The sequence below is a fragment of the Virgibacillus xinjiangensis genome (assembly GCF_042643145.1).
Lineage (GTDB): Bacteria > Bacillota > Bacilli > Bacillales > Amphibacillaceae > Virgibacillus_O > Virgibacillus_O xinjiangensis.
Genome location: NZ_JBHRSA010000004.1, coordinates 124,347 through 147,415 on the forward strand (window position 1 = coordinate 124,347; position 23,069 = coordinate 147,415).

26 protein-coding genes and 1 riboswitch are annotated in these 23,069 nt (G+C 42.3%); of the genes, 1 reads left to right on the forward strand and 25 read right to left on the reverse strand.

The window, feature by feature from the left end; all coding sequences use genetic code 11:
* Positions 1-4: 4 nt before the first annotated feature.
* The 21 genes from ACFOGI_RS01615 to ACFOGI_RS01715 form a co-directional block, all read right to left on the reverse strand.
* Positions 5-976, reverse strand: a complete 972-nt coding sequence (locus ACFOGI_RS01615; RefSeq protein ID WP_390267407.1) for a YpdA family putative bacillithiol disulfide reductase — start codon at positions 974-976, stop codon at positions 5-7.
* 90 nt (positions 977-1,066) lie between these two features.
* Complete coding sequence (locus ACFOGI_RS01620; RefSeq protein ID WP_390267410.1) at positions 1,067-2,344, reverse strand: Glu/Leu/Phe/Val family dehydrogenase; 1,278 nt, start codon at positions 2,342-2,344, stop codon at positions 1,067-1,069.
* Between the two features lie 191 nt (positions 2,345-2,535).
* Positions 2,536-3,117 carry a genetic competence negative regulator gene (locus tag ACFOGI_RS01625; protein WP_390267413.1) on the reverse strand — a complete coding sequence of 194 codons (582 nt, stop codon included), beginning with the start codon at positions 3,115-3,117 and terminating at the stop codon, positions 2,536-2,538.
* Positions 3,118-3,234: 117 nt separating this feature from the next.
* Entirely contained in the window at positions 3,235-3,531 is a 297-nt protein-coding gene (locus ACFOGI_RS01630) for a hypothetical protein (protein ID WP_390267416.1), read from the reverse strand.
* A gap of 13 nt (positions 3,532-3,544) precedes the next feature.
* Entirely contained in the window at positions 3,545-4,111 is a 567-nt protein-coding gene (locus tag ACFOGI_RS01635) for a CPBP family intramembrane glutamic endopeptidase (RefSeq protein WP_390267418.1), read from the reverse strand.
* The gene (locus tag ACFOGI_RS01640) at positions 4,098-5,633 is read right to left on the reverse strand and encodes a RecQ family ATP-dependent DNA helicase (RefSeq protein ID WP_390267421.1); all 1,536 of its coding nucleotides are present in this window, start codon (positions 5,631-5,633) and stop codon (positions 4,098-4,100) included. The genes ACFOGI_RS01635 and ACFOGI_RS01640 overlap by 14 nt, the downstream gene beginning before the upstream one ends.
* A gap of 3 nt (positions 5,634-5,636) precedes the next feature.
* Positions 5,637-6,701 (reverse strand): helix-turn-helix domain-containing protein, encoded by a 1,065-nt coding sequence (locus tag ACFOGI_RS01645; protein ID WP_390267424.1) that lies wholly within the window; start codon positions 6,699-6,701, stop codon positions 5,637-5,639.
* Positions 6,702-6,925: 224 nt separating this feature from the next.
* Positions 6,926-7,429, reverse strand: coding sequence for an ECF transporter S component (locus ACFOGI_RS01650; RefSeq protein WP_390267427.1), 504 nt, complete (start codon positions 7,427-7,429; stop codon positions 6,926-6,928).
* Between the two features lie 5 nt (positions 7,430-7,434).
* Positions 7,435-7,866 (reverse strand): DUF4430 domain-containing protein, encoded by a 432-nt coding sequence (locus ACFOGI_RS01655; protein WP_390267430.1) that lies wholly within the window; start codon positions 7,864-7,866, stop codon positions 7,435-7,437.
* A 195-nt stretch (positions 7,867-8,061) separates the two neighbouring features.
* A riboswitch (cobalamin riboswitch) is annotated at positions 8,062-8,246 on the reverse strand.
* 54 nt (positions 8,247-8,300) lie between these two features.
* Positions 8,301-10,061 (reverse strand): ATP-binding protein, encoded by a 1,761-nt coding sequence (locus ACFOGI_RS01660; protein ID WP_390267433.1) that lies wholly within the window; start codon positions 10,059-10,061, stop codon positions 8,301-8,303.
* Positions 10,061-10,777 (reverse strand): response regulator transcription factor, encoded by a 717-nt coding sequence (locus ACFOGI_RS01665; protein ID WP_390267436.1) that lies wholly within the window; start codon positions 10,775-10,777, stop codon positions 10,061-10,063. Before ACFOGI_RS01665 ends, ACFOGI_RS01660 begins: the two co-directional genes overlap by 1 nt.
* A 107-nt stretch (positions 10,778-10,884) precedes the next feature.
* Positions 10,885-12,072, reverse strand: coding sequence for a c-type cytochrome biogenesis protein CcsB (gene ccsB / locus ACFOGI_RS01670; RefSeq protein WP_390267439.1), 1,188 nt, complete (start codon positions 12,070-12,072; stop codon positions 10,885-10,887).
* Positions 12,073-12,119: 47 nt separating this feature from the next.
* On the reverse strand, positions 12,120-13,766 hold the full coding sequence (resB, locus tag ACFOGI_RS01675; protein WP_390267442.1) for a cytochrome c biogenesis protein ResB: 1,647 nt from the start codon (positions 13,764-13,766) through the stop codon (positions 12,120-12,122).
* 26 nt (positions 13,767-13,792) lie between these two features.
* The gene (gene resA, locus ACFOGI_RS01680; protein ID WP_390267445.1) at positions 13,793-14,368 is read right to left on the reverse strand and encodes a thiol-disulfide oxidoreductase ResA; all 576 of its coding nucleotides are present in this window, start codon (positions 14,366-14,368) and stop codon (positions 13,793-13,795) included.
* A 53-nt stretch (positions 14,369-14,421) separates the two neighbouring features.
* Complete coding sequence (locus tag ACFOGI_RS01685) at positions 14,422-15,165, reverse strand: pseudouridine synthase (protein WP_390267448.1); 744 nt, start codon at positions 15,163-15,165, stop codon at positions 14,422-14,424.
* A 73-nt stretch (positions 15,166-15,238) separates the two neighbouring features.
* On the reverse strand, positions 15,239-15,769 hold the full coding sequence (locus ACFOGI_RS01690) for a spore maturation protein (RefSeq protein WP_390267451.1): 531 nt from the start codon (positions 15,767-15,769) through the stop codon (positions 15,239-15,241).
* A 1-nt stretch (position 15,770) separates the two neighbouring features.
* Entirely contained in the window at positions 15,771-16,355 is a 585-nt protein-coding gene (locus tag ACFOGI_RS01695) for a nucleoside recognition domain-containing protein (RefSeq protein WP_390267454.1), read from the reverse strand.
* A 1-nt stretch (position 16,356) separates the two neighbouring features.
* Positions 16,357-17,454 carry a D-alanyl-D-alanine carboxypeptidase family protein gene (locus ACFOGI_RS01700; RefSeq protein WP_390267457.1) on the reverse strand — a complete coding sequence of 366 codons (1,098 nt, stop codon included), beginning with the start codon at positions 17,452-17,454 and terminating at the stop codon, positions 16,357-16,359.
* A 91-nt stretch (positions 17,455-17,545) separates the two neighbouring features.
* Complete coding sequence (locus ACFOGI_RS01705) at positions 17,546-18,412, reverse strand: superoxide dismutase (protein WP_390267460.1); 867 nt, start codon at positions 18,410-18,412, stop codon at positions 17,546-17,548.
* An 86-nt stretch (positions 18,413-18,498) separates the two neighbouring features.
* Positions 18,499-19,065, reverse strand: coding sequence for an SMC-Scp complex subunit ScpB (scpB, locus tag ACFOGI_RS01710; protein ID WP_390267463.1), 567 nt, complete (start codon positions 19,063-19,065; stop codon positions 18,499-18,501).
* Positions 19,066-19,067: 2 nt separating this feature from the next.
* Positions 19,068-19,805 (reverse strand): segregation/condensation protein A, encoded by a 738-nt coding sequence (locus ACFOGI_RS01715; protein WP_390268056.1) that lies wholly within the window; start codon positions 19,803-19,805, stop codon positions 19,068-19,070.
* Between the two features lie 179 nt (positions 19,806-19,984).
* Here ACFOGI_RS01715 and ACFOGI_RS01720 point away from each other — a divergent pair, with 179 nt between their 5' ends.
* Positions 19,985-20,068 carry a YjcZ family sporulation protein gene (locus ACFOGI_RS01720; RefSeq protein WP_390268058.1) on the forward strand — a complete coding sequence of 28 codons (84 nt, stop codon included), beginning with the start codon at positions 19,985-19,987 and terminating at the stop codon, positions 20,066-20,068.
* Positions 20,069-20,123: 55 nt separating this feature from the next.
* Here the strand turns inward: ACFOGI_RS01720 and ACFOGI_RS01725 are convergent, their stop codons facing one another.
* From ACFOGI_RS01725 to lysA, 4 genes are all read right to left on the reverse strand, one after another.
* Positions 20,124-20,486 carry a GNAT family N-acetyltransferase gene (locus tag ACFOGI_RS01725; protein ID WP_390267466.1) on the reverse strand — a complete coding sequence of 121 codons (363 nt, stop codon included), beginning with the start codon at positions 20,484-20,486 and terminating at the stop codon, positions 20,124-20,126.
* Positions 20,487-20,638: 152 nt separating this feature from the next.
* Positions 20,639-21,073, reverse strand: a complete 435-nt coding sequence (locus ACFOGI_RS01730) for a site-2 protease family protein (protein WP_390267469.1) — start codon at positions 21,071-21,073, stop codon at positions 20,639-20,641.
* 71 nt (positions 21,074-21,144) lie between these two features.
* Positions 21,145-21,585: a peptidylprolyl isomerase gene (locus tag ACFOGI_RS01735; RefSeq protein WP_390267472.1), complete on the reverse strand. Its 441-nt coding sequence runs from the start codon at positions 21,583-21,585 to the stop codon at positions 21,145-21,147.
* A gap of 81 nt (positions 21,586-21,666) precedes the next feature.
* A complete protein-coding gene (gene lysA, locus ACFOGI_RS01740) occupies positions 21,667-22,974 on the reverse strand; it encodes a diaminopimelate decarboxylase (protein WP_390267475.1) in 1,308 nt (435 codons plus the stop codon).
* Between the last annotated feature and the right edge of the window lie 95 nt (positions 22,975-23,069).

A 23,069-nucleotide genomic window follows, 5' to 3' on the forward strand; every position in this document is an offset into this window, starting at 1 on the left:
TCTATTAGGCTTGAGAAATCCTTCCCATAATTTCCTCAGCGATGGTTGCGCCGTGAAATCGACCATTCTCAATGAATATCTTATTATTGTTATAACCCGCTGCCACAACACCGGCAACAAACATGCCTTCCACATTGGTCTCCATCGTGTTTATATTATATACTGGAGAACCTGTATTTTCTTCAATGGAAATTCCTACATCCTTCAGAAGCTGATAGTCAGGAAGATATCCAGTCATTGCAAACACGAAGTCATTTTCAATCGTGAAAGTCTCCCCATCTACGTTATAAATCAGACTGTCATTTGTAATCCTTTCAACAGTTGCATTGAACTCCATATGTACAGCTTCTTTTTTGACAAGGGAATCAAACTCAGGAAGAATCCATGGTTTAATGCTTTTTGAATACTCACTTCCACGGTACAGCACGGTAACCTCTGCACCAGCTTTATGGAGTTCCAGCGTAGCGTCTACTGCTGAGTTCTTCCCACCAATGACAACCACTCTCTTATTGAAGTATGGATGTGCCTCCTTGAAATAATGCATAACCTTTTCAAGTTCTTCACCTGGTACACCCATATAATTTGGCTGGTCATAATACCCTGTTGCCATAACCACATAACTTGACTCATATTCCTCTTTATCAGTATGGACAATAAAAGTGCCGTTGGTGTTTTCTACCGTTCTCACTTCTTCGTAAGTATGGATCCTCAGTTCCTTTCTTTGAGCCACTGTACGGTAGTAGGAAAGTGCTTGGTTCCTGACCGGCTTTTGTTTTTCTGTAATGAAAGGCACTCCGCCAATTTCCAACTTATCACTGGAACTGAAGAATGTTTGATGGGTCGGGTAGTTATATATCGAATTCACCACATTATCTTTCTCGATGAGTAATGGGTCAAGTCCTCGCTGTTGTAATTCTATTGCACAGGACATGCCGCATGGCCCAGCCCCAATGATGATTACTTTCTCTTTTTGCAAAAAATCCACTTCCTTTCACCTATTCACATCACAAAAAACTCTTATCCGGTTTCACTAGATAAGAGTTTTTATCCTCGTATTCATCGATACTTATACCCAGCCGCGGAACCGTGATGCTTCCGCCATTTTTCGGACACCGACCATATAAGCAGCAAGGCGCATATCAACTCTGCGGGTTTGTGCAGTATTATAAATGGAATTGAAGGATTTAACCATGATTTCATTCAGCTTTTCAGAGATTTCTTCTTCCGTCCAATAGTAACCTTGGTTATTTTGTACCCATTCAAAATAAGAAACGGTTACTCCCCCAGCTGAAGCCAACACATCCGGTACCAACAGGATTCCCCTGTCTGATAAGATTTTCGTAGCTTCCATCGTAGTTGGTCCATTGGCTGCTTCCACAACAATACTGGCCTTTATCTTGTCGGCATTCTCTTTAGTGATTTGGTTTTCAACTGCTGCAGGGACTAGAATATCACAGTCAAGTTCAAGTAAATCCTGATTGGATATAGTGTTATTGAAAAGCTTGGTAACTGTCCCAAAGCTGTCTCTTCTGTCCAAGAGATAATCGATGTCAAGACCATCCGGGTCATGCAAAGCACCATATGCATCCGAAATACCTACTACTTTGGCACCTGCATCATGAAGAAACTTGGACAGGAAGCTCCCGGCATTGCCAAATCCTTGAACAACAACACGGGCTCCTTTCATATCAAGACCCTTCTTTTTGGCTGCTTCGTTGATACAGATGGTTACACCCTTGGCCGTAGCAGATTCTCTACCATGTGAACCACCCAGTACTATTGGTTTGCCTGTAATAAAACCAGGATTATTGAATTCATCAATTCTGCTGTATTCATCCATCATCCAAGCCATGATTTGAGAATTAGTGAAGACATCTGGTGCTGGAATATCCTTTGTAGGACCGACAATTTGACTGATTGCCCGGACATACCCTCTACTGACACCTTCTAACTCCCGGAAGGACATCTCACGTGGATCACATACAATGCCACCTTTGCCGCCACCATATGGGAGGTCGACAATGCCCGCTTTCAAACTCATCCATATAGATAACGCCTTCACTTCTGTTTCCGTGACATTAGGGTGGAATCGCACACCGCCCTTGGTAGGTCCGACAGCGTCATTGTGCTGTGCCCGGTATCCGGTGAAAATCTTAATCGACCCATCGTCCATCCGTACTGGAATTCTTACAGTCATCATCCGTACTGGTTCTTTTAATAGCTCATATACCTCATCAGGGTAACCCAATTTTTCCAACGCGGTTCTGACAACAGTTCGTGTGGAACTTAGAACATCCATCGTTTGATTTTCTTGGGTAGAATCTGCTGTTTTATCGGCTACCATGAATTTACCTCCTAGAATATCCATACGTGTTTTAATTTAGCTGTACTCAGAGATTAGTATACACCTTAACGGTAAATATGCAATAAAATGTAACTGTTTTCCTATAATAATTATCCAAGTCAAAATACCCAGTGCTTTTACCGTTGAGGTGATTTATGATGCATGAAGTTTCCACTCTTTTGCTTACTGACTCATTTATAGAACAGTCTTATAATCTCGCTGACTGCATCCGCCTTGAATATCTCCTTCCCGTATTCTTTAAGCCGATGTGACGTAATAATACTGGGAATGGAGAACTCGGACATGACAGCAATCACACTTTCTTTATCCTGCAAATAGAGATCATCTTCACTGAACAGCATGTAATAAAGACCATCCATGAAATAAACTTGGCCTCCTTCAATTGACATAGAAGCTAAATAAGAGGAAACCTGAATGATGTCTTCAAATGTGTCAAAGGAGAATATCAACTCTTCACTTTCATCCAAAGTAACTTTCATCTCAATATAATCCTCATCCCACTCCTGATTTTCGAAATTTTGCGTCACCATGACATGCATACCCTGTGCTTGCATTAAATAAACATGGACGAGAAGCATTCCTTCTAACTCAAAATCCAATTCAGAACTGGCTTCATAAAGCATATCACTAAACAGATTACGGACACTTAACGCATCATGCCACAGTTCTTCTTTGGTAAAACCTCTCTCTATCAAGTCATCAAATGTTAAAAAAATCGCAAATTGATTTTCGGACACTCGCTCAATACGCATACAGCATCCCCCCTCTAAACTTACCATCCACCTCGATCAGCGAACTGTCTGGAGTCTACAAAAATCACTTAATACACTATATGCTTATTATATGATTGTTGAACTCACATGAGGTGATTAACTTGCAGAAAACGTAAAAGCATGGCTTAGTGAGCCAAGCAGCCCTTCATTGCCAGCCCAGTAAAGACCCGCGGACAGGCCTAGGATGAGTAGAATTACTACGATCAGACGAAATAATGGCAGGCTGACCTTCAAGCGGATCCTACTTTTTGAACCTCCGTGTACTTCTTTCCTGGGAGGAAGATCAAGAATATCCATTTCTCTTTCATCAGGTTCTGTGAGATCCTTCCCATCTTGGCCTCTTTCCTGATTACTCTTTATTTCTTTATCATTAGCATGAACATCTTCCTTCAATGTAAACAGCACCTCACTTTTGGAGCCGGATAACCAAAGCGAGCAGAAGATCCACTGTAAAATGGGCTGTAATGGTAACTGCGAGATTATCCGTAATATGGAACAGATAGCCTATATAAAAGCTGACAAATAATACAGATATAAGTAGTACAGGTTTGTATAAATACCTTATGTGGACTAACGCGAACAGGATACTTGCGGGTATATAACCGAACACTGTTTGCAATACGCCTCTAAACAGGAGCTCCTCTGAAACAGCAACAAGTAGGACAAGGATGATGACAGTCAATAACGGTTGCCTTTTGAAAATCCGCTCATTTATTCCTCCATCATCATACCAACTCTTGGGCAGGAGGATCATCAATATCAGATCAGCTGAAACAATGATTAAACCGGGAATCACCCCATATTGGAAGATTTCGCCGCTATCCCAATGCCAATAGACCATCCATTCGGATAATGTGTCAAACAAAAATATACTTAACAGGAAGGCTATTATCAAAAGAAATAGCTGGGAGATGAACAGCTGCTTTCTTAACTCTGCATCTGTCAAATGGCGGACTATCTCACTTTGTTTCATTTTGACCTGCCAATAACAAGGTTTTCAACCGGTCCTGCCAGGAAGTGTGGTTATTGATTTCCACCCTGTTTACTTCTGGCTTCCAATCAGAAAAGGAAAAATCGCAGTTGTTGCAACAATGATAGACAGCTTCACTGTATGATGGTTGAAAGCTCTTATACAAATGCTTGCGAAGACAGTCTTTTGTATGAACCCAGTAGAGCATTTCCGTCAGCTTTTCGTCCTTCAACGTCTTCCTTTCCCTCCTGTGGGCGTCAATGAATCGAAATGCGGTAGAGAAGTCATCCTCCTCGTAAAAAATCTGATTACCTTTTATGATACCATGCTTTTCCAATTGATATCGAAGAAATCTCCATTGGCTCTCCGTCAGTTGGAAAAGGTTCTCCAATTCAACCTCTTCTTCTGGCAGGGATTGATCAGATAGGTACAAGTTGGTCAATATATTGGCAGCCTTGTTTAATTCTTCTGTAGAAGGCAATTCCTTCTCTGCGATCATTTTAGGAAGAAACAAATCATTCTCGCCATATAATAGTACGCTGACAGAGGACTTGCCGTCTCTGCCTGCCCTGCCAACCTCTTGGATGAAGGATTCTATCTGTCCAGGCATATGATAATGTATTACCAGCCGGATATTTGCCTTGTTGATGCCCATTCCGAAGGCACTCGTACAGCAAATGACATCCAACTGACCATTCATGAACTGCTGCTGGATGGAGATGCGGTCGCTTTGTTCCATTCCGCCATGATAAAAGGCAATTTCTCTTCCGTCCAGATGACCGGCTAACGACTTTGCTGTTTCTTCTGCTGTTTTTCTGCTTGAAAAATATATTAAAGCAGGCACTCTGAATTTTTTCAGCAACTGCGAGATATAGACTTGCTTTTCCTTATCATCCTTCACAGTTTCTATGCAGAAGGCAATATTATCTCTATCCATGGGGTATATATGTTTATGTACACCGGTTTTCTTTAGGGATGAGAGTATATCCTGTTGAACCTGTGGAGTGGCTGTAGCGCTTAAGGCTAGTACAGGTGGGTTGTCCAATTCTTCAATAATGTCACCGAGTTTCAAGTAATCCGGCCTGAATTCATGTCCCCACTGGGATATGCAATGAGCTTCGTCTATTACGAACAAGTTGATATCCAGTTTTCGTAATCTATCCAAAACTTCCTTGTATTGCAGCAGCTCTGGAGAGAGATAAATCAACTTATAATGAGGAAGCTGTTGGTACACATTTCTTCTCTCCACAGGGTTCATGAAGCTGTTTAAAGCTACTACTTCCTTGAAACGCATTGCTTTTAACTGTTTGACTTGATCCACCATCAGGGATATTAACGGAGACACAACAATCGTGGTACCTCCCATTAATTTTGCTGGCAGCTGATAGCAGATGGATTTACCTGATCCTGTGGGAAGTATTCCCAGTACATCGTTGCCTGCTAATACATCATGAATGATTTCCTTTTGCCCGCGGCGAAATGTGTCATATCCAAAATGATGCTTCAGACTATCTTCAAGTTCCACTAACTATGCCTCATTTCTGATGGTTTTTTCCCTTGCAATCAACAACCGGATCTTAAAATAGCTTATCTCATCATTTACCAGCTGCTTAATATCTTTAAGCCGGTGAGAACCGGCTTTCCGGATAGCCTGGGTAATTTCTTCCTTCTCCCCCGTGTTGAAATAAATATCAATGCAAAAATCTTGATGATGAAGAGCAATTTCCACGATATGGTCATGAATGGTATTTTCCTTTAGGTTTCTCTTAACGGCAATCTGGCTAATATCCAAACCGTTCTTCAGCAGTCTATACGTTACAGCCGCCGAATTGGAAAGCACATGCTCCCCTTTCAAATCCCGCAGAAATAGGTGAAGCACTGGGAATTCATGAGGTTCTCGGAGAACCAGGTCCATCAGATGGTGGGTTACTGTGGTTAACCTCAAGTGTACGTCGACCGTACAAAGGCTATATTTATTCGCTAGTTGGTCAAGACTCATGCCATACCTTTTATAGCCGCTTAACCGATCCGTAAAAATTCCTGCCTCTTCATCGGTAAGTCGATGGAGCAGTTGGTACAGCTCTTTATACATCTCCTCCAGCATTTCTATTTCTCTGTTCCGGGTTCTTTGATAGAAACTTTTCACCCATGCTTCTATAGATGGCTTATCAACCACCGGTATAAAAGAAAAGTGGCCATTTCTGGTATTGGTCAATGTTTGAATGAAGAGGGTAAGGCGCTCCAAGAACACTTGTCCGGTTTCATGGTATTTTAAACCATTCAGCTTTTCAAGACCTAGACTTGATCTGGAGTTATGCAGCCAACTTTCCCCTTCTTTTGTCAACAAATAAGCAGATTCTCGCTTACTGGACACCTGGATGTAACGGAGAGACAGCAGATATTCCAACACCTCATAAAAGAAACGTTTATCCAGACGCTTATAGACCCCAAACAAGGGTTCTAGAGAATAAATATGTGCATCTTGTACTGTCTGAATAGACTTTTTTCCACTAAGCAAATGATAAATGGACGAAATGGTCCTCTCTTCTCTGATTTGACTGATACTATGTAATATGAGGCCTTCTAAAATCATCTGCTGCCCTCCTTTCCAGTAATGCACAAGAGATTTTCCCTGCTGAATTGCTGCGTATTGTGAAACCCGGAAGGACGCACATCCAAGTGTATTATTCAAATGCATTCTCTTATTCTAGTAACTGACTTAATGATAAAATGCCTGATATAAAAAGTCAAAACGACAGCAAAACAAGAGGCTGCCGCTTAACGCAACAACCTCAATCAAAATCCATCAAGCCAAAGCTAAACGGACAAGTGGTTCTTTTTGAATTTCTTGAAAAAAACAGCTGTCAAAGGATAAAAAATAAGTATGAAAATACCATTACCCAGGGCGTGGAATGTATCAAATGGAAGACCAGCAATATAATATGGCAAGAATTTGCCGGTAATTTGGTAGGTTGTCAGCGAGACAACGAATCCGTATAAATAGCCACAGAATATAGCAAACCCTACGAGAACTGCCACAGGCATCCTTCTATGCAGTTTCCCAATCCAACCGCTGAGCAATCCGATCAAAGCCCAGGATACGATCTGCCAAACGGTCCATATCCCCATCCCCAACAACATATTGGATAAAAACACTGTTATTAGAGACAGCAGTACAGCAGAAAGAGGACCGAGGAAAATGCCGCATATAATGATAATGGATGTTACCGGCTGTACATTTGGAAGAAAGGCAAAAGCAGCTCTTCCGACAACTGCCATGGCAGCGAGCAATGCAAGCAGTGTCAACCTATAGGTGTTCACTTACATCATTCCCACGCTTGTAAATCAAAAGTGACCTCGTCTCCTGGTGACAATTCATATTCCTGCGCTCCAACCATAGCCATTTCCCCGTTTACGTAGTACATCCAGGACCTTTCTTCGCCTTCCTGCGGGCCAATACCATTAATCGATGAAATAAAACCATTTTCCTCTTCGATTTCAAAGTTCTCTTTCATTACATCGAGAAGAATGGCGTTTTCTTCTATCGTTACCTCTTCCTCTGTAAAGACTTCTTCCCCTTCATTCTCTGAAAGTGTAATGAGCACCTTTTCTTCATTTTCTTCTGACTGCTGTGCTTCTCCTTGTTCGGTATCTGCAGTTGAGTCAGTTTGCCCCGTGTCTTCATCTGCACATCCTGAAAGCAGCCCAATCACCATTAATAGGGAACCTAGCCAAAGCCACCATGATTTTTCTTTCATTTTACTCCATACCTCCTCTATTGTATTTCACTGTAATTTAAGAATAGGAGCGATGTTTTAAACAGTAGGAAACTGGTTTAAAGAGAGAAAAAGCCATCTCCTTTGCAAGAGATGGCTTTTTCGACAATCGAACATAATCATACACAAATGATATATTGGTATCCGGTTGTCTCAAACGCTCATATCCCCGAAGCATTGAAACATCAGAATTCGGCAGGTCTACTGACTTATGACAGTTTCTTACTCTAAGCCCCTTCCCATATGGCACCCCATACAGTGGTTCATGCTTATTTCATCTGTCAATTACAGTTGCGAGGACAGTTCCAGCTTCCCACTGGATTCCCTATTAAGCGTCAAGCACCGGAATTCCTTCCATGTATTCAATTCAATTACTGATAGAATCATACCACACTTTTTAGGAACTGGAAAGATGATTATGCCAGAGGAAGAGTGAAACTGAATGTAGTTCCCTGGCTTTCGATACTTTGGACTTTAATTGTCCCATTGTGCGCCTCCACAATATTCTTGGCAATTGCCAGGCCAAGCCCGGTCCCTTTCTTCTCTTTATTCCTTGTCCTTGACTTGTCTGCTTTATAAAAGCGTTCGAAAACAAAAGGAAGATCTTGTTCAGGTATGCCGCTTCCATTGTCTTCCACTTCTGCATAGAGAGCATCTTCCCCGCATTCCACATAAACTTTGACGAAGCCATTCTCCCGTGTATGACGAATAGCATTGTCAATGAGGTTCGTAAATACCTGTTCAATACGGTCAGGGTCAAACATGATATGAGAATGACGGAGATTTTTTTCCAATCGCAAATCAATATGATTCTCTTCTGCCAGACCGTTGAATTTTTTGATGATACGTTCGGTATAGTCCTCTATGTTCACCTGGGTTTTATTCAATTCAATATGCCCTGACTCCATCCTTGCTAAATCAAGCAATTCATTAACAAGCCTGCCCATCCGCAAAGATTCTTCGTGTATAATCTGTGCCAGTTCATTTTTCTCATCTTTTGTTTCGGCAACCCCATCGACAATCGCTTCACTGTATCCCTGCAATAGGGAAATAGGGGTGCGGAGTTCATGGGATACATTGGCAATGAAATCTTTCCGTAATTTGTCGGAACGTCTTTCATCTGTCATATCCCTGATGACTGCGACGGCACCCCGGACATCCGCCTGATCGTACAAGGGGGTCATCAACATAACCCAGTTTCTACCCTGCAGGCTCATTTCATAAAGTTTCTCTCTCTCTCCTTGAATTACTTCCTGAAGGATTTCATGCAGTTCATCCGGCAGCCTTCCATTTCCTTCCTCCAGGTTAATCCCATTTTCAAAATACCAGTCTTCCAGGAACATTTCAGCGGGAGGATTGATGACAATCATTTCTCCCTTTCGGTTGAGCGTAATGACCCCATCTGCCATAGAACTTACAATGCTTGAAAATTGCTCTTTTTCCTGTCTGAGGGCATTAATATGAAATTTGAGCTGTCTCCCCATCCGGTTGAAAGCAATGGCTAGTTCTCCGATTTCATCATGAGTCAGAATAGGAACCTTTGTGTTGAATTCTCCTCTGGTCAAGTCAAATGCTGCTTCCCTCATTTTTATAAGCGGAGAGGTAATCCGTGAAGACAGAAATACAGCAAAAATAATAGTCAGTATAATGGCGATCCCTGCTGCCAGAAAGATAATCTGCGTGGTTTCTTTTTTGGTTTGCTCAATAACATCCAATGATTGATAGACATATACACCAGCCTCGCTGGCAGATACAGGAGCTCCTGCTATCATCGCTTCTATCCCGCTTCCAGGCAAAATCATCTGTTGTTTTACTTCTTGATCGCCTGCAGTAACTTTGGAAAGTTCAGGGACTTCCTCGAACCAGGATTGTTGGAATTCAGCTAAGTTTTCATTGGAACTATCCGATACCCATATTTCACCATCTGCGAAAATAATGGCGATACGGGTATCCAAATCTGCAATACGCTCTGTTGTTTCCTTAACCAGCGATTTATCAGGATACTGTTCCACAAGAACGGCAACTTTATCTGCCGTCTGCATCATGGCCTTCTCAGCCTCCTGGATATGAAAGTTCTCAAAAAACTGGAGAAGCAGTATAGTTAATATAAATAACACAAAGGAAACTAACAGCAGAATAGTCGCCGCTAGTTTACCTACGACACTACGCCAGAACATCAGGCATCCTCTACCTCAAATTTATATCCGACACCCCAGACGGTAACAATCATCTTTGCTGCGTCCTGAGATACATTGTTCAACTTTTCACGCAGTCGCTTAACATGAGTATCTACGGTTCGCAGATCACCGAAGAATTCATATTCCCACACTTCTTTCAGCAGCTGTTCGCGGTTGAAAACTTTATCTGGAGATTTTGCCAGGAAGCAAAGCAGTTCATATTCTTTTGGGGTAAGTGTAACCTCCTTGTCATCAGCTGTCACTCGGTGTGCATCATGGTCAATGGTCAAATGAGGGAACACCAAAACATTTTTCGAAGTTGCTTCCTGCTGCTGAAAGTCGATAGCAGATACACGGCGGAGTAATGCCTTTACCCGCAGAACCACTTCTCTTGGGCTGAATGGCTTCACCACATAATCGTCAGCACCTGCTTCAAAACCCTGTACCCTGTTCGCTTCTTCGCCCTTAGCGGTCAACATTATAATCGGTGTGGTTTTTTCTTTACGAAGCTCTTCACTAAACTCTATACCATCCATTTCTGGCATCATAATATCGAGTAAAATAACATCATAATGGTTATTCAAGGCCTTTTCTAATGCTTCTGAACCATTCTCCGCTTCATCCACTTCGTAACTTTCTCTCTCTAAATACATACGGGTGAGCCGGCGAATTCGTTCTTCATCATCGACAACAAGTATACTGGCATTCTTATCCATCTTACTTCCCCCTTCTTTCGCTTATATTATGAGTATAAACCAACCTTTTGAAAATGTATAAGAAAAGAAGACACCGTGTAAAGATTTACACTGGTGTCTTGAAAGTCTTATGCATAAGAATGAAGTCCTGCCAAAACAAGGTTCACTACAATCAAGTTAAACATGATGATGGCAAACCCTCCGACAGCCAGCCATGCAGATTTCTCACCATGCCAGCCTCTGGAAAGTCTCAAATGCAGATAGGCCGCGTAAAAGAACCATGTAATCAGAGCCCATACTTCCTTAGGATCCCATCCCCAGAAACGGTCCCACGCGATTTGTGCCCAGATAGCTGCAAAGATAAGCCCTCCAAGGGTGAAAAGCGGAAATCCGATGGCAACCGCACGATAGTTGATTTCATCCAGCAGGTCAGGTTTTACATTTTTTAGATAGGGTTGGATGAACGCTCCAATTCTCTTGCGGAGTGCCAACCGTACCAATAGATAAATGACTGTACCTGTAAAGATGGACCAGATTACTGTATTGAACTTTCTACCTGCATCAGCGCCATGCATCCAGCCAGGTGCATCGAACCATGGCTGCATGACGTCTTCGGTAACAAGCGTGCCTTCGTTAGGTGCTGCAATTGCCGGCAAATGGTACTCCGTTGTGACGGCAGCTCCTTGTTCTGTATATTCAAAGGTTGCATTGTAGTTCATCATATTGAATGTTGTCGTGATCACAATAAAACCGATAAACAAAAACAACGTATAGAGGACGACTTCCAGCCATATGTTCCGCTTGTTTCTTACTGTCTGATCAATTTGGCGGATCAGATAGATCAGCCCTGCGACAAAACTGATGGAAAGTATCCCTTGCGCCAGTGATACAGTCGTTACATGGATATACAACCAATGACTTTGCAAGGACGGTACCAAGGGAGCTATCTCCGTAGGGAACATACTGGCATAGGCTATAATAATCATCGCAACAGGCAGGGCAAAGAGGCCCAGCACTGTCACCTTATAGATAAAATAGAGGACAATGAATCCCAGCACAAGACACATCCCCAAAAACGTCATGAATTCGAACATGTTGCTTACAGGAGCATGTCCGCTTGCCATCCATCTTGTTATAAAATAGACAATTTGAGCGGCAAAACCGATCAATGTAAGGGTGATGCCGATTCCGCCTGCTTTTCCTTTTGATGATTCGGACCTTTTATCCCTGATAGTGAACCCGAAGAAAAAGGTGGCAACCAAGTAAAGGATGAACGCCGTATAAAGCATGGTGCTACTTATTTCAATCAAACTCATAACTTACCCTCCATAATATTAGATGAAACAGACTGGATGGGAATCTGTCATTTCTCCTCGTCCAATTCCTGTTGATCTTTCACCATATTTATATTTGTCCCATCAATTGCTTTTTCAATGTCTTTCTGAACACCAAACCAGTTTTTATTGGTATGGGCAGCCATCAGGACACCATTGTCCTTGGGATGAAGCCATATTCTCCTATGATGCCAATACATTCCCTGGATCACACCTATCATAAATATAGTTGCTCCCAATCCGAACAACGGGAGGGTATGGTCCACTCTGACAGTCAAACCGCTGACATTCCGCGTCTGTACATCCGTGATACCGATATTGTAATCATTTTCACCGGTAGCATCCAAATTGCGCCCAATCCCTAAAAAGCTAACTTCTGGCTCTTCTTCACCTGGTGGGTGGACAATCATCACAAATGCCGGATTTCGAGGGTAGTTGGTCTCTGAAGCCGGTTCCCCTTCTTCATCCAAGTAGTAGTCAGGGAAGTACTCTGCAATCTCTACACGGAATCCGTTTGCTAATTCATACTGCATGTCAGGAGAAGTCAAATCCACGGTGAATTCAGCAATCGCTTCTTCTTCTGGATCATCCATCTCGTGGATTTTGAAACTCATACGATGGAATTCATTTGTCTGGTATCCTGCTTGGTATAAAGAATATTCATCAAATTTCGCAGGGTGGTTCATGCGAATTTCCTCTTCCAACACAGGCTCCAGTTCAGGTTCCCCACCTGGCACAGAGGATTCTTTAGCTTGATAGATCACTACGTTGGTCTGAAAATTGCTGAATACTTCTCCTTGCTCGGCTATCGCCTCGCGAAAACGTTCATCATCAGCATCATGTGTCTCTAGAACGAAGTCCTTATTTTCAATATAGTACTCACTATTAGTGCCGGGAAGGACAGTGGTCTCCCCTTCTCTTACCCATACATATTCATCCAGGTAGAGCACATCGGAGAAACGGAGAATGGCAGCAATCAGAATGATAATCAGGCCAATATGATTGACATATGGTCCCCACCTGGAGAAACGGTTTTTCTCGGCAAGAATATGTCCATCTTCATCACGCACGCGGTATCGCTGATTTTTTAGACGGTCTTTCACTGTTTGCAATTCATCTTTGGATACATCAGATGATTCACTATACAGGCGCTGACGGCTGATAAATGTTTCATGCCGTTTCGCTTTTTGTATCTTCAAGGCTTTGTACAGCGGAACAACTCTGTCAATGCTGCATATGACAAGAGATATACCAATTAATGCAATCAATAGCATGTACCACCAAGAACTGTACAAATTATGTAAACCTAATTGGTAATAGATTAATCCGAAGATCCCATAGCGGTCCTCATAGAATACAGAAGGATCCCTGTTTTCTGCATCGGCGGGAATATACATCTCTTGGGGAAAGATGGAACCGACTGCAGAAGCAATAAGCGTAATGACAATCAGCCAAACTCCCACCTTTACAGATGAAAAGAAACTCCATATTTTATCAATGATTGATTTGTTATAGGTTTGTGACCTGCGGGCGCTCCCATCATATCGCATGTTGAGGAGCTTCTTGTCGTTATTACCGTCTATATGCTGGTTTTTCTCAATTGGTTTCCCGCAGGCTTCACAAAGCACCGTTCCCTCCGGGTTCACGTGCCCACACTCACATTTGATTTTATTCATTCCAATCCCTCTCAATTATGGCTTGTTCATGTCTGTGGTTGGATATTCTGCAAATGGCCTTCAATAGTTTCTAGTGTCAATCCACCCTCGACCACATTCTCTATCTCCCCGTCAGGATTTATGAAGAATGTTGTCGGCAATGGTCCGACTTTATACAAGTCCATCACTTCTCCAGTAGTATCATGGGGTACAGGGAATGTAAGTCCATATTTGTCAATAAAGCGATGGACGACCAATTCCGTTGCATCCAGACTCACCGCAACTATTTCCACACCTTTTTCCTTGTATTCGGGATATAATTGTTCCATATATGGCATCTCTTCTTTACACGGCGGACACCATGTACCCCAGAAGTTCAACATGACTCCTTTGCCCTCCAGTTCACTTAACTGGATGGTCTCCATTTCATTGTTCTCATTGATCTGTTTCAGTTGAAAATCAGGTGCCATGTCCCCCTCCCCGTAAACAGTGTTGTCATTGGTGACATTGGAAACAAGGGCATATACGACAGCAGCCAGTAACACACCAATAATTGCTGTTCTGAAAATCAGCCGCTTCTTTTTCTTATTGCTTTTTTTATTTCTGGCTTCTTCGACGCTCATATAGCAATCACTCCCCATTGAAGTATATCATCAAATAAAAGAACAGAATTTGACTATTTTTCAACATTCTTTATGGCAAGATTCCTCATTTGTTTCACTTCTTTAGGGTTCAAGGGGCGATAACCACCAGGCTGAAGGCCATCCAGCGTGAGCACTCCATATCTCTCTCGTTTCAGCTTTTGTACCGGGTAGCCCAAGACATCCATCATTCTCCTGACATGCCTGTTCTTCCCTTCATTCAATGTCAGTTCAAGGAGCATCGAATTCTTTTTCCTGTCCACGGTGAGGATTTTATACCTTAATGCCTTAAGCGTTTCATTTTCCGATCTGATTCCCTGTTTCAGTTTGGCAAGTTCTTTCTTATCAGGTATCCCTTCCAACTTTGCAACATATACTTTCTCTACACCGTATCTAGGATGCATCAATTTATTGGCAAAGTCCCCATCATTGGTCAACAGGAGAATCCCTGATGTATCGTAATCTAATCGTCCTACAGGATAAACGCGTTCTTCTATCTCGCCGATTAAATCGGTAACCACTTTTCTGCCCTTATCATCTTGAAGGCTGGAAATCACTCCGCGTGGCTTATAAAGAAGATAGTAAACCGGTTCTTCTTTTTCTAGCGGGACACCATCCACTTCAATACTGTCACTTGAAGACACCTTTACACCTAATTGATCGACCACTTTATCATTGACTTTTACTTTTCCATCAGCAATCAGCTTCTCGGCTTTTCTTCTGGAAGTCACACCACTTTGCGCGATTACTTTCTGAAGCCTGTCCAATTTATCGCTCATTCTATCATCCAATCTGAAAAATATTTTCATCCATAATAATAGCGCTAACTATAAGTTAACGCTACTAAACAGTTTAACCGAATACGAGGGTTACGATTATTATCGATGCAATTATACCAATAACATCTGCTATGAGTCCAACTTTCAATGCATAACTCATCTTCTTGATACCCACAGCTCCAAAGTAAACGGTTAGAATATATAGGGTCGTATCTGTGCTCCCCTGCATGGTCGATGCGAGTCTTCCAATAAATGAATCTGGTCCATGGCTGCTGATCAATTCTGTCGTCATCCCCAAAGCAGCTGTGCCGGAGATCGGGCGGACAAGAGCAAGAGGGATGATATCAGGCGGTATACCTACCGCTATCAGCATAGGGGAAATCAGGTTAATGAAAGCTTCCAATGCACCAGAGCTTCGTAGAATAGAAATAGAAACAATCATTCCCACTAAAAAAGGGAGTAAGGAAAACGCCATTTTAACACCTTCCTTCCCCCCCTCCACAAATGTTTCATAAGTCGGCACCTTTTTCCATGTAGCAACTGAAAGGACTAGCAGTATAAAGCATGGTATGAACCATGTACTGATAACTGTGATTGCTCCCATGTCAATTCCTCCGGATACTCTTATAATAATAGAATCTGTCCACCAGTACGGCACTGATGGATGAGACGAGGGTGGAAAGAATCGTTGTTCCTACGATTTCTGTTGGTGAGACGGAATCATATTGCATACGAATGGCTATCACGGTTGTCGGTATGATGGTCAGACTGGAAGTATTTAGAGCTAAAAAAGTAATCATGGAACGCGAAGCAGTTTCATCACCGCTCAGCTGCTTCATCTGCTCCATAGCTTTTATCCCCATCGGTGTAGCTGCATTTCCAAGTCCGAATACATTGGCAGCCATGTTGGACAATATATATCCCATTGCCGGATGATCAGGTGGAATATCAGGGAATAGCCTCCTGACAAGCGGTCGAAGAAGTTTGGTAAGCCCTCGAAGGATTCCTGCCTTTTCGGCTACTCTCATTAGTCCGAGCCAGAAGACGAGCACACTTATTAATCCAATTGACAGTGTCACGGCCTCAGAGGCCCCTTCAAACACGGCTTCATTCACTTGTTCCATTGTGCCATTTATCATGGCGTACAAAATTCCAATCACTGCCATCAATGCCCAGATTATATTGACCATCCTATTGGCCTCCTGTAATCTGTCTATATACGGATAGGACTTCCTGTGCGAAGTTCTCCGATCTTGTGATTTGTTCGGCGTATATTCCCCTTTCTGCAATAGGTTCGCCATTCAGATGATAAATCGTCTTGCCAATCTTTCCGCTCTCTTTGCCGGGCTGTTCGTCAAGCAAGTACGTCTGCTTGTCCAGCTGCTCTAATTCTCCATCAGCAAGCGGATAGATCAACTCCTCTTGGATATATCCAGAATGTAATTCTCCTGAGTTGCTAAGGCGGTATAAATCCTGTCCCTCTTGCAATATTTTTTCCAGTTCATAATGTTCAAAGCCCCATTCATATAAACCGATATGATCATTCCAATCATCAGGAGCATTCAATGTTACAGCGATAAGGGTCATGCCATCCTTTTCTGCAGATGATACCAACGTTCTTCCGGCCTTTTTGGTAAATCCTGTTTTTCCACCGGTTGTATTTTCATATAATTGCGTCAACAATTTATTTTTGTTTTTCCAGCTGTATGAACGTTTTTCCGATAGGTAGGAAGTCGCACCCGTTATCTCCTTGAAAGCAGGATGACCCATGGCATATCTCATCAGCAGCGCCATGTCGAAGGCGGTTGAATAGTGGTTGTCTGCATTCAAGCCGTGTGGGTTTGCAAAACTGCTGTTTGTCATTCCAAGCCACTCAGCTTTCTCATTCATCAAATGAACAAACCCTTCTTCACTACCCCCTATATGCTCAGCGATTGCGACTGCTGCATCATTGCCTGAGCGCAGCATCAGTCCATAAACAAGATCTTCTATACGCATTTTCTCCCCTTCCTCAAGATAGATCGAAGACCCTTCTGTGTAGACAGCCTTCCTGCTTATGGTAGCTGTTTCATTCATTTTTCCGGATTCAACAGCAATGATCGCTGTCATGATTTTCGTTATGCTTGCAATCAATTCCTTTTCATGTGCTTGTTTTTCATAAAGCACCCTGCCTGTCGACTGTTCGATGAGCACAGCATTGTTGGCAGATACGGAGGGTGCTGCTTGTCCGTATGTAGGGTGAATTAAAAAACAACATAGGATACATAGTAGTGCTATTATTCGTTTCATAGCATGCTTCCTCCCGCAGATAATCTATCTCTAAAACATATGCGCCAAATAAATGGTTATGCCTTTGAACAATCTGCAGGAGGATTATGAATCAAACTGTCACTCTTGCGTTCATCAACCTTTCATCTACATCCTGCCAGTTGACGATGTTCCACCAGTTTTCTATATATTGCTTTCTTTCCGTTTGGTACTGCAGGTAATAAGCATGCTCCCAAACATCCAATACAAGCAATGGTATTCCGTCTGCAAGTTGAAATAACTGATGTTTTTCAAAGGATTGCACAGCGAGCCTTCCGCTGGCAGGGACCCAAAGCAATACAGCCCACCCCACTCCTTCTACAGAAGAGGCTACCTTGGTGAAGAAAGATTTAAATTCAGGCCATGATCCAAAATCCTTCTCAATTTGACGGCGGATCATGCCATGCGGCTCTCCGGATCCATCAGGTATCATATTCTTCCAAAAGATGGAATGGAGATAATGGCCTGATCCATGAAAAGCTTGCTCCCGCAGCCAGTGTTTTACCATCGAATCATTCGGTTCTTTGTTATAAAGTTCATTTTCCGCCTTATTTAACTCATCCACATAGGATTGATGGTGTACCAGGTGATGCAAACGCATGATTTCTTCACTGATATATGGCTCCAAGGCGTTATATGCATAAGGCAGAGTAGGCAGCTCATGCTTTCCGTATGGAACTTCCTTGTTCGCCATCATGTCCTTCCACTTTTTTATGTCTTTAAATATCCGTTTTCCTTCTTCATTAATAGTATTTAGTTCTGAAGAAGTGAGCTCCCGATCATCTTGAAGCAATTCATTAACTTTCCATTGCCAAAGATCCACTTGATCAAGCCATTGCTGTATTTCTAGCTCTGATAGTGATGAGGCGGAAAGTGATTCTTTCGTGTCTTCCCCCCAATTAATCAATTCCTGCAAATGTGTCTTTAATTGCTCATCCATAAAATCACCCCACATCAGCCTATGTGTTTCCCCCTCTAATTGTGTAAAAAAACTCCGCACGGATGCGGAGCCATAAAGATATCATCTTATTCATCGAACTTCTCAAAAAATATATCAGCCTCTTGGTCGAAATCATCTGCGTCCTCAGGGAGAGGGGGAAGTTCTTCCAAGGAGGTCAAACCGAAGTATGTAAGAAATTCTTTCGTAGTGGAAAATAATACAGGACGCCCTACACTTTCTTTTCTACCTGACTCCTCAATGAGAGATCTGGCCAATAGTGTCTTGACGGGCCGGTCACTCTTCACTCCTCTGATTTCTTCAATCTCTGTTCTGGTTATCGGTTGCTGATAAGCAACAATCGCAAGTGTTTCGAGAGCAGCCTGTGACATCCTAGTTGTTTTTGGGGTTTCCATCATTTTTTTGTAATAACTGCTGTGTTCTGGTTTTGTCGTAAGGTGATAGACTTCATGAGACTGTATTACCATTATCCCCCTATCCCCGGCTCCATAGTCGTCTTTTAGTTCGTCAATTAAATGTACGACCTGCCATTCAGGGATCTCCATGATTTTTGATAAATGTTTGGCCGTTATCCCGTCTTCCCCACTGGCAAATAACAGCCCCTCAACCACAGGTTTCAATTTGGCAACTTCCACACTTATTCCTCCATGCTGTAAACATATAATGTGTCAAAGTGTTCCGTTTGTGTACAGTACACTAAATTATTTTTCATCAACTCAAGCAAGGCGACAAAAGTGACAACAAGGTCGGAACGGGAATAAGGAGTAAAGAGTTCGTCAAAAGCTGTTCCACTCCTTGACTGCCTTACCGTTTCACGTATATCCTTCATTCTGTCTTCTATCGGTATATTTGTACGTTCTACTGTTGTTTCAATCGGTTCATTCCATTTTTTACGCCTCAACATCTTTCCAAGCGCTCCAAGCATATCATGAATGGTGACTTCTTCGGAATCAGGCTGTCCTTCATCAGGTGTGTACTCGAAAAAGACCGGTTCTCTGGTGAAAATCTGATTGGCTTCTATCTCTTTTTCCTTTAGTGATTCAGCAGCTTCCTTGTATTTTCTGTATTCAATCAGTCGTACCATCAATTCTTCCCGCGGGTCCTCCATATATTCCTCTTCTTCTTCGAGTTCCGGTTCCTGGTTCGGCAGTAGCATCTGACTTTTAATCGCAACCAGGGTGGAAGCCATTACCAGGTATTCACTGGCTATATTCAGTTCCAAATGTTGCATGGCGTGAATATAATTCATATATTGATCCGTTATCTGAGCCATCGGAATGTCATAAATATCTATTTCATACTTGTTGATCAAATGCAGTAGTAAATCAAGAGGGCCCTCAAAGGCTTCCAATTTCACTTGATATGACTGGTTCATCACTCATATTCCCCCTGGTACATGGCAAAGCAAGATTTTTCACCGTATTTCTTCAATAAAAAACGGCAACTTTGTCACAGATGCCCATACAGGACACCAAATCCTGACATAGATTATTAACGTAAGATAAATGTTACCACAAAACATTTATGAGAAGTACAAAAAGGAGGCATGTCATCATGAGTGGTGGTTACAACGGCGGATTTGCGTTAATCGTTGTATTGTTCATTCTTTTGATTATTGTAGGTGCAGCCTGGTACTAAGTCGAAGACTCACCTCATCACCTGAAAAAACCAGCCCATTATCGGGCTGGTTTTGTTATATTTCATCCATTTCTGCACATTTCTGGTAGAATTCCTCAATTTCTTCTGTAGTGCTCACTACATATTTGGATTGATACTGTTCTCTAACCCCATTGATCATCCTCTTGCCAATCCCACAGTTCCGGTAACTAGGATTGACAGAAACATGCTGGATGATTGCATTGATATCATCTTCCACTCTTAAGCCCACTGCACCTAATATATCCTCTTCCTTCCAGAGATATAGATGCCAGTCCGGATTGGACTCATATTCTTTAATTGTCTCCTGGAGCTTCTTTACATCCTTCTTCTCCTCCGGCATAAAGGATAAAAGGCCCATTGCAATCTTCTCCAGTGATTTTTTATATCGAATTAACATAGTTACCCCTCATTAACAAAATCTACATCATACCTCTGTCTTTCAGAGAGGTCATGTGAGTTTGTGTGTATATATATTTATGCATGATATTTGCTGATTTGTCAAACCCAGCTGCTGTAACAGCATGACCAACATTCTATGTAATCATACAGCTACCTATGCTTATATTTAGAAAGGGACCTGCATTTTTTAATGATTGTTAAAATGATATATCCATCCGTCTCTTTTCCCCTGACTTTGAATGGGATGATATTAATAGCAGCAAGCCATAAATTGAATAGAAAAAACAGGCGTAAATACTCATTGCTATCGGTCACGGGCAAATAAAGGCCGGCAAGGAGTGAAATAGTGGCACTGGCTAATGGCCCGGCAAAAGATACCCATACTTTCTCACGGTCTGTAAAAGGTTCTCTCCTTCTGCTCTGTGCCAAGCCGCCAAGGAAATAGCAAATATGAAAATTCACTTGGATACCCGCCGCCTTCAATGAGCCGATTTTTTTCCCGATACCAATCGACAGCTCTGTTTCTTCTGCTTCTAGAATTCTGGCTGCAACTGCGTGACCGAGCTCATGGATTACTATGCTCAAAGGTGCAGCAGCAAAAATAAGATACATCAGTAATATGAAATTGAACTGCACAGTATATATCCACTAGTGACCTAGGCTTCCGTTGTAATTCTGATTTCTTTCATTACATCCCCGTTTTTCATGGCTTTCGCATGTTCCAAACCAGAAGTGACTTTTCCGAACACCGTGTGTACACCGTCCAGATGCGGCTGAGGTTCATGCACGATGAAGAATTGACAGCTGCCCGTATCTCTTCCTGCATGGGCCATGGAAAGAGAACCCGCTTCATGTCTATGAGGATTTCCTTCTGTTTCACATTTTATGGTATATCCGGCATTTCCCGTCCCGTTTCCTCTAGGGCAGCCTCCTTGGCTGACAAAACCGTCAATGACGCGATGAAAGGTCAAACCATCGTAGAAATTTTCATTAGCCAGTTTTTCGAAGTTGGCTACCGTATTCGGTGCTGCATCCGGATATAATTCAAATTCGATTCTGTTACCATTTTCCATTAAGATATAGCCATTTTTACTCATTCTCATATCCCCTTTGATTTTTATGGTGAACCTTCATACATTTTATCATTTAATCATGGAACTTTAAATATTCAAAGTTACTTACTCGTACGTTAAATCATTTTTCACTACATCTTTGTAGGACTCTCTTTGCACAACCAGCTGATCTTTCCCATCTTCAACGAAAACGACGGCCGCCTTTGGTATCCGGTTATAATGATTGGCCATGGAGTATCCATACGCTCCAGTCGAAAAGACTGCCAGTATATCTCCAGTCTCCGGTTCAGGAAGCGGCAGATCTTTGATAAGCATGTCACCCGATTCACAACACTTGCCCGCGATGGACGACTGCCCTGTGGGCTCTTTATCTGCTTTGTTGGCAATCACCGCTTCATATTTTGCTTGGTATAGGGCAGGTCTAAGGTTGTCCGTCATCCCCCCGTCTACTGAGATATATTCACGGACACCTGGTATACTTTTCGTGGAACCGATCGAATACAATGTGATACCGGCATTACCGACAATGGCTCGACCAGGCTCAATCCATATCTCCGGAACTGGTATGTCGAGCTTGGATGCAAAATCAGTTACGGCTGCACCAAGTTTTTCAGCATACTGATTTAGCGGCAGCGGGCTATCTTCACCAGTATAACGGATGCCAAATCCGCCACCAAGATTCAGCACTTCCGGAACAAAATCATATTTCTCGTTCCAAACGGCAATCTGCTTGAATAATACTTCTGCAGCCAGTAAAAAACCCTCTGTTTCAAATATTTGCGAGCCGATATGGCAATGTAGTCCCTTAAATTGAATGTATGGATGTTCAAACAGCTTTGTGAACGCTTCATCGGCTTGTCCATTTTGCAGATTGAAACCGAATTTTGAATCTTCATTGCCGGTCATTATATATTTATGGGTTTTTGATTCAATTCCCGGTGTGACCCTCATTAATACATCCATCTTCTTATCATACTTTTCCAGCAGCTTGCCGATCATGTCTATCTCCAGGAAATTATCAACAACTATACAGCCGATATCATGTTGAATCGCCATGGAAAGCTCCTCGATACTTTTGTTGTTTCCATGCAGATGGATTTTCTCCACTGGAAATCCGGCCTGTAAAGCCGTATATAGTTCTCCTTCAGATACGACGTCCAAACTGAGCCCCTCTTGTTTTGCAACTTGTACCATTGCAATTGAAGAAAATGCTTTGCTGGCATACGCAACCTGTGCTCTTATATCAAGCTCTTCGAACGTCTGAACAAATGCCCGACAGTTCTCTCTAATGGCTTTCACATCATATATATATAGTGGTGTCCCATATTTTTCAGCTAAATCAACTGTATCCATCCCGCCAATTTCCAAATGTCCTTCCTGATTCACTTCATATGGGTGATTATCAACAATCATCTCTATTCCCCCCGCTGTTGCTTCAAATAATATAAAAACTTTAACATATTGAAGTGAAAAACAAAAGAGCCAACCCATCTAAAGACCGGAAAGTC

What these genes read in the sequence shown, in the direction of transcription:
- ACFOGI_RS01645 (WP_390267424.1), bottom strand. Translation starts at nt 6,701, where the DNA reads ATGATTTTAGAAGGCCTCATATTACATAGTATCAGTCAAATCAGAGAA.
- ACFOGI_RS01685 (WP_390267448.1), bottom strand. Translation starts at nt 15,165, where the DNA reads ATGAGCGATAAATTGGACAGGCTTCAGAAAGTAATCGCGCAAAGTGGT.
- ACFOGI_RS01715 (WP_390268056.1), bottom strand. Translation starts at nt 19,805, where the DNA reads ATGAACCAGTCATATCAAGTGAAATTGGAAGCCTTTGAGGGCCCTCTT.
- ACFOGI_RS01705 (WP_390267460.1), bottom strand. Translation starts at nt 18,412, where the DNA reads ATGGATGAGCAATTAAAGACACATTTGCAGGAATTGATTAATTGGGGG.
- resA (WP_390267445.1), bottom strand. Translation starts at nt 14,368, where the DNA reads ATGAGCGTCGAAGAAGCCAGAAATAAAAAAAGCAATAAGAAAAAGAAG.
- ACFOGI_RS01720 (WP_390268058.1), top strand. Translation starts at nt 19,985, where the DNA reads ATGAGTGGTGGTTACAACGGCGGATTTGCGTTAATCGTTGTATTGTTC.
- ACFOGI_RS01735 (WP_390267472.1), bottom strand. Translation starts at nt 21,585, where the DNA reads ATGAGTAAAAATGGCTATATCTTAATGGAAAATGGTAACAGAATCGAA.
- ACFOGI_RS01695 (WP_390267454.1), bottom strand. Translation starts at nt 16,355, where the DNA reads ATGGTCAATATAATCTGGGCATTGATGGCAGTGATTGGAATTTTGTAC.
- ACFOGI_RS01690 (WP_390267451.1), bottom strand. Translation starts at nt 15,769, where the DNA reads ATGGGAGCAATCACAGTTATCAGTACATGGTTCATACCATGCTTTATA.
- ACFOGI_RS01620 (WP_390267410.1), bottom strand. Translation starts at nt 2,344, where the DNA reads ATGGTAGCCGATAAAACAGCAGATTCTACCCAAGAAAATCAAACGATG.
- ACFOGI_RS01655 (WP_390267430.1), bottom strand. Translation starts at nt 7,866, where the DNA reads ATGAAAGAAAAATCATGGTGGCTTTGGCTAGGTTCCCTATTAATGGTG.
- ACFOGI_RS01635 (WP_390267418.1), bottom strand. Translation starts at nt 4,111, where the DNA reads ATGAAACAAAGTGAGATAGTCCGCCATTTGACAGATGCAGAGTTAAGA.
- ccsB (WP_390267439.1), bottom strand. Translation starts at nt 12,072, where the DNA reads ATGAGTTTGATTGAAATAAGTAGCACCATGCTTTATACGGCGTTCATC.
- ACFOGI_RS01660 (WP_390267433.1), bottom strand. Translation starts at nt 10,061, where the DNA reads ATGTTCTGGCGTAGTGTCGTAGGTAAACTAGCGGCGACTATTCTGCTG.
- ACFOGI_RS01700 (WP_390267457.1), bottom strand. Translation starts at nt 17,454, where the DNA reads ATGAAACGAATAATAGCACTACTATGTATCCTATGTTGTTTTTTAATT.
- ACFOGI_RS01725 (WP_390267466.1), bottom strand. Translation starts at nt 20,486, where the DNA reads ATGTTAATTCGATATAAAAAATCACTGGAGAAGATTGCAATGGGCCTT.
- ACFOGI_RS01625 (WP_390267413.1), bottom strand. Translation starts at nt 3,117, where the DNA reads ATGCGTATTGAGCGAGTGTCCGAAAATCAATTTGCGATTTTTTTAACA.
- lysA (WP_390267475.1), bottom strand. Translation starts at nt 22,974, where the DNA reads ATGATTGTTGATAATCACCCATATGAAGTGAATCAGGAAGGACATTTG.
- resB (WP_390267442.1), bottom strand. Translation starts at nt 13,766, where the DNA reads ATGAATAAAATCAAATGTGAGTGTGGGCACGTGAACCCGGAGGGAACG.
- ACFOGI_RS01665 (WP_390267436.1), bottom strand. Translation starts at nt 10,777, where the DNA reads ATGGATAAGAATGCCAGTATACTTGTTGTCGATGATGAAGAACGAATT.